Genomic DNA, 5,604 nt, shown 5'->3' on the forward strand with positions numbered 1-5,604 from the left:
GAAAGTATACTTTCTGCACTCCCAGAAAATCTAGAGAAACCAAACTTCATCGAGGAGATCACCCAGCTTTATATTACAGAGTAATTTAATGGTTTATTGGCTAAATGTACAAATTTGGCGCGTTGGGCACTTTTAGCCAAACTAGTGGTAGATAATTGAGATATTTTTGGATGTTAGTTTCATAAGCTTGAGAGATAATCTCCCACCCAGGATATATTTGGTAGCCTGGAGCTGTCTTTTTACTTTTACCTTTAGGCGGGGATTGCTCTCGATATTTTAAGGCGGGAATGTAGCGATCTTTGTGTAAAAGTTCTTGAATAGATTGACTGTAATGGTACCAGCAGAGTAAATCTGCACCCATTTGAATTTCTGAGCTGCTGTAAAGACACAGAAAATGGATGTCGTTAAGCAGTTTAACAATTGGGTTGACTTGATAACAATCGATCGCCCAAATCTGCCAGGTTGTTGGTGTGGGAGCTTCTGTCTCTAGATAGCGGGTGAGTTCGACGGAGGGTAAGGGTCGATCGTCGGTGCTGGGCAGGATAAAATACTTGGTAATAATATCTCGACTAATCGAGCCATTTTTGGGAGCAATACCTAATTCGTCGCTTAAAAATGTTGATAGATCGTCTTTGCTTAATTGCTGCGGGTGTCTATTTGCTGCTCGATCTTGCTGCTGTTTGGGCGGCACATCGGTTTCTACCCACAGATAAAAGTTTCCGGCTTGGATAAATTCATCACCTGAGCTGGGAATCCATGTACCGTGCAGAATTTTCATCAGGGTGCCGATCTTGCTGAAGGGACTAGCTGATCTTTATTTTAGCCTGCAAGTGCTTGGTATTTGAATTTGATGTCGATCGACATTGGCACCGATTAGTCCCAGCCCAGATCCAGAACCTGGGCTAATGATGTGGGGGTTAAATCTTTGGTAGAGGAATTCACTACCTTTCGCTTGAGAGTTGAAAGAATTAGTAATTTGAAGGAAGAGCGTCTGCCTGTGCCTATGGCAGGCGATCGCCAACGCAGAGCGGCGATTTCAATCGCTGTGTTCTAACAACCTTGGCGGTTGCTATATTATCTACAAACCCGCTTCGAGGTTGTCAATTACACGTTCCAAATACCAATCTTCGTCATAACCTGGATACTCTTCCTTGAGTCGATCGATCAACCGTTGCGCGATCGCCCATTGCCCACTAACTAACACATATAAACGCTGCCGCAAAGCTGCATTTTGGGGTGGTTGCGATCGCTCCTGATTCGGTGGCGGCGCAGACTGAGGTGCCGAACGTTGAAGCTTTTGTAAACTCGCCAGCGTATCCTGATATTTAGCCAGATCCTGACGTTCTAAATAAATATTTGCCGCCGTTTGATAATCCTCGATCGCGTGATTTAACTCTTCAAGTTTGATATAAATTTGTGCTCGCTTGAGATAAGCCAAAGGTTCCACTGGATCGATCGAAATTGCCCGATCAAAATCCGCGATTGCCCCAGGATAATCGTGTAAATTAACCCGCACATTCCCCCGCGCCAGATAAATAAATAAATCCTGAGCATTAATCGCTACAGCTCGATCGAAATCCATTAATGCGCCCCGATAATCCCCCATTCGATCGCGTAATTTCCCCCGTCCGCGATAAGCGACATAGGCATTGGGATCGAGTTGGATCGCGCGATTGAAATCAGTCAACGCCGCCGTGCGATTGTCCTGTTTGGAATATAATGCACCGCGACAGGCATAAACCCAAGCCTCATTCGGACTACTTTGGATCGCCCAGTTTGCATGATCTAGTGCCCCTGGTAAATCGCCACGTTCGCCCTGTTCCAGCAATTGGGCGTAAAACTGTTCGGGACTAGTTAACGGGTGTCTGGGGGTCAGTTTGGGGGCGATCGGAGCATCGATCGGCTTGGGTTCCAATGTCCGCGCCAGATCGAGACACCGCTGACTATTTTCGACATCTTTTTGGGCTAAGTATAAATTAGCAGCGACTTTATAAGCGGCGATCGCATCGGGATATTTGGTAAGTTTTTTGCAGACTAGTCCTTTGAGTTGATAGGCAGGAGCATAATCACGTCCGAATAAGATCGCTCGCTCGATATCCACCAGCGCACCAGGGAAATTTTTGAGCGTCAATCGGGCTAACGCGCGGGCATAGCTACAATCGCGGTGCTGAGAATCGATCGCCAATGCCTGAGTATAGTCAGACACTGCCGTCAGCGTATCGCCCAGATCGAAATATGCCAAGCCGCGCCGATAGTAGACTTCCGCCCATTCTGGCGTGGAAATTAGTGCCAGATCGAAATCCGCGATCGCGCCTTGGTAGTCTCCCGCCTTCGCCTTTGCCAATCCCTGCTGATAATATTCTTGCGCCATAAATCCTCTCTCTTGCTCGGATTTTTACTATAGAATCGATCGGCTAGTAATTGAGGTAGGGGTAATTCATGAATTACCCCTACCTCAATTATCTAGACGATCTCAAAAACTACTTCACTTCTCCATCAAATAAGCTCATCCATAACCGTTGTGTGCCCAAAGTCCCCGTACAAAACAGCAACTTGCTCAACAGCGAAACAGCCAACTCATTTAACTTATCATCATCTTGATAGATACTCACCTTGGCACGACGAGGATTCATCCGACTGCGAAAATGGGCGCGGAAACGATCTAAATACTCCGACATCCGAAAATTGTACTCAGGTGGGATTTGCTTCTCACTGAGCTGCTGCTGGGCTTGCATCAGTTGCCGAATCGGGACTGCGAGCCGACTGGCTAATCTACAACCGATCGCACTGAGAGCCTTAGCTTCTTTGAGGGTTAAAATCCGCCGCGTGTGCGCGCGCCGCATCGGATTGGTGGAACGCATCCGCCACAGCACGATCCGATTTTTGATAATCTCTTGGAGGTTTAATTCTTTAGCAAGTTCCAGAATTTGCTCGGAACTGCTCGACTCGATCGCTTCGATCGCCAGTAAGATCAAATCGAGTTCGACTTTGGTACGGCGCGGACAAGCATCGCCCTCGATGCCTGGATTGGGAAGGCTTTCGACGATCCCCAGCAGCGATTCGGACATGGGGCCATTGATCGGTGATGCAATCATAGATAGTTAGACAATCGATCGACTAGTTTAATAGATGCGGCCTAAATCTGCTAGAGATCTAGACCCAATTCCGGGGCAAAATTGTGGCAATTGACGTGAAAACTTTGGGTTCGATCGTCCACATCAGCATACCTGAATTTTTGACATTAGCTACTACATTGACAATTAACCCCTAACCAGAGACGATCGATCCTAAATCGCCAACCCATTACGACACATCATGGATCTCAAAGCTCTGATTCGGGATATTCCTGACTTCCCCAAACCTGGTATCCTCTTTCGCGATATCACTACCCTTCTGCGCGATCCAGCGGGGTTAAAATACTCGATCGATACCTTAGCAACTAAAGTCCGCGATTGGCAACCAGAGTATATTGTCGGCATGGAGTCACGAGGCTTTATTTTTGGTGCGGCGTTAGCTTACGAACTGGGGATTGGGTTCATTCCCGTGCGGAAACCAGGGAAGCTGCCAGCCGCAATCCACCAGATCGAATATGCCCTCGAATATGGCACAGACACACTGGAAATCCACCAAGACGCTTTTATCCCTGGTAGTAGGATTGCGATCGTGGATGATTTAATTGCCACTGGCGGCACTGCCGCAGCGACAGCCAAACTCTTGCAAGGCATCGGCTGCAACCTAGTCGGCTGCGCCTTCGTCATCGAACTAGACGCCCTCAACGGTCGATCGCATTTACCCGAAATCCCCATCATCTCCCTAGTCCACTACTAAACTCCCACCCATCATCCCCTATTCACTATTCACTATCCACTATCCACTCTCACCCCTGTACGGAAACCCCTAGACCGTAAACCCCAAGATTGGGTGATAATAAAAAGAATCGATATATATTGGCATAGCTATGATACCTACCGTAATCGAACAATCTGGTAGAGGCGAACGCGCCTTTGATATTTATTCGCGGCTATTGCGCGATCGGATTATTTTCTTGGGCGATCAAGTTACTTCCGATTTAGCCAATCTGATCGTCGCCCAACTGCTATTTTTGGAAGCCGAAGATCCAGAGAAAGATATTTATGTATATATCAATTCTCCTGGTGGTTCAGTGTCGGCAGGGATGGGCATCTTCGATACGATGAACCAAATCCGCCCCGATGTCTGTACCGTCTGTATGGGCTTTGCTGCCAGCATGGGTGCGTTCCTGTTGAGTGCGGGAGCCAAAGGCAAACGGATGAGTCTACCCAGTTCGCGGATCATGATTCACCAGCCGTTAGGTGGTGCTCAGGGACAAGCGACAGATATCGCCATCCAAGCAAAGGAAATCCTCTACATCAAGGGCAAATTAAACGATCTCTTGGCCGATCATACCGGACAACCGTTATCGAAAATCCAAGAAGATACCGATCGCGATTTCTACATGTCGGCGGTTGAAGCTAAAGAATATGGCTTAATCGATACAGTGATCGATCGACGTGTCAGTGCTGCTAATCCACCACTGGCTTTAGTTCAGTAATTAAATAAGGGGTGCCAATTGGTGCCCTTTTGTCTTAGAAGATACCTAAAAAGTTAATTGCTACGTTTCTAGTGGTTAAATCCCCCTAAATCCCCCTTCTTAAGGGGGAATTCCGGATCTTAGCCCCCTTCTTAAGGGGGTTTGGGGGATTCAGATCTAAAAACGAAGTCCAGCCGACTTGTGTACACAGGGGTAGCCTTTTCTAAGGGCGACTAAAGGGGATCTTCCAGAGGTTGTAGTAACAAAACTGACTTTTCAAACAGCCGATTAAGTTGGGTAGAAACCCAACTATTTTTTTAACCGCAGAGGCGTGTGAAGAGCGCGGAGAGTATTTTCAGGATGCATCTCAAACGAGTTATAGTTCCAGATTTTCGAGTTTTAAAAGATATCGATATCACGTTCGAGCCGGATTTAGTTCCGAGAATTTTTCCGCTCGGTAGTCTCAATGGCGGCGGAAAAAGTACTTTGCTGCAACTGATTTTTACATTGCTTCATTGCAGTGGTGATAACGATCGAATTCCATACTTGCAAAATATGCTCGATGGTTTTGACGTAGATGATGAGCTTGGCAAGAAAGATTTAGCAACAATCGATCTTTATGTAGATGCTAAAAATATAGAATTGCATTTTGTCTGTTACACGCTAGATTATATATCTAATAAAATAGAATCAGAATATCCAGAAGTAGTTGCTAATTTGAAATTTTCGGCTTTAACTGACAAAAGTAGAAAATGTCTTCCCAGCCAAATTCAATCGAGTTGGCTCAAAGATAATCTCTGTTATATTTGCGATCTTGAATCTAAAAAAACAGGCAAACGAATATTCTTGCTGTGCCATTTCAGCGATCTTGAATCAGGTGTGATAGTCTCATTTCTTAGCAATATTCGTAATCGAATATGTTTGGCAGCTCCAATGACACAAGTGTTTCGATTTCTAAAATCTACAGATCGAGTCTTATTGTTCAAAGGAGGAAATGAATCTCACAAATACTATTCTCAAGTTACTGCTGCAAAAAATATACTGAGTGGTTTTTT

Annotated in this window: 5 protein-coding genes and 1 pseudogene; 3 read left to right on the forward strand and 3 right to left on the reverse strand. The window is 45.8% G+C overall.

Annotated elements, in window-relative coordinates; all coding sequences use genetic code 11:
- Positions 1-100: 100 nt before the first annotated feature.
- From RMO27_RS01480 to RMO27_RS01490, 3 genes are all read right to left on the reverse strand, one after another.
- Entirely contained in the window at positions 101-778 is a 678-nt protein-coding gene (locus RMO27_RS01480; protein ID WP_309728418.1) for a hypothetical protein, read from the reverse strand.
- 300 nt (positions 779-1,078) lie between these two features.
- Positions 1,079-2,371, reverse strand: coding sequence for a tetratricopeptide repeat protein (locus RMO27_RS01485; protein WP_309728421.1), 1,293 nt, complete (start codon positions 2,369-2,371; stop codon positions 1,079-1,081).
- Between the two features lie 109 nt (positions 2,372-2,480).
- Positions 2,481-3,095: a DUF3038 domain-containing protein gene (locus tag RMO27_RS01490; RefSeq protein WP_309728423.1), complete on the reverse strand. Its 615-nt coding sequence runs from the start codon at positions 3,093-3,095 to the stop codon at positions 2,481-2,483.
- Between the two features lie 220 nt (positions 3,096-3,315).
- Between RMO27_RS01490 and RMO27_RS01495 the strand changes: the two genes are divergently transcribed.
- The 3 genes and pseudogenes from RMO27_RS01495 to RMO27_RS01505 all read left to right on the forward strand — a co-directional run.
- Positions 3,316-3,828: an adenine phosphoribosyltransferase gene (locus RMO27_RS01495; protein WP_309728425.1), complete on the forward strand. Its 513-nt coding sequence runs from the start codon at positions 3,316-3,318 to the stop codon at positions 3,826-3,828.
- Between the two features lie 130 nt (positions 3,829-3,958).
- Positions 3,959-4,570, forward strand: a complete 612-nt coding sequence (gene clpP, locus RMO27_RS01500; protein ID WP_309728428.1) for an ATP-dependent Clp endopeptidase proteolytic subunit ClpP — start codon at positions 3,959-3,961, stop codon at positions 4,568-4,570.
- 339 nt (positions 4,571-4,909) lie between these two features.
- Positions 4,910-5,604, forward strand: a pseudogene (locus tag RMO27_RS01505) (ATP-binding protein); the annotation flags it as partial.

It is taken from the genome of Chamaesiphon sp. OTE_75_metabat_556 (assembly GCF_031378165.1).
Taxonomy (GTDB): Bacteria; Cyanobacteriota; Cyanobacteriia; order Cyanobacteriales; family Chamaesiphonaceae; genus Chamaesiphon.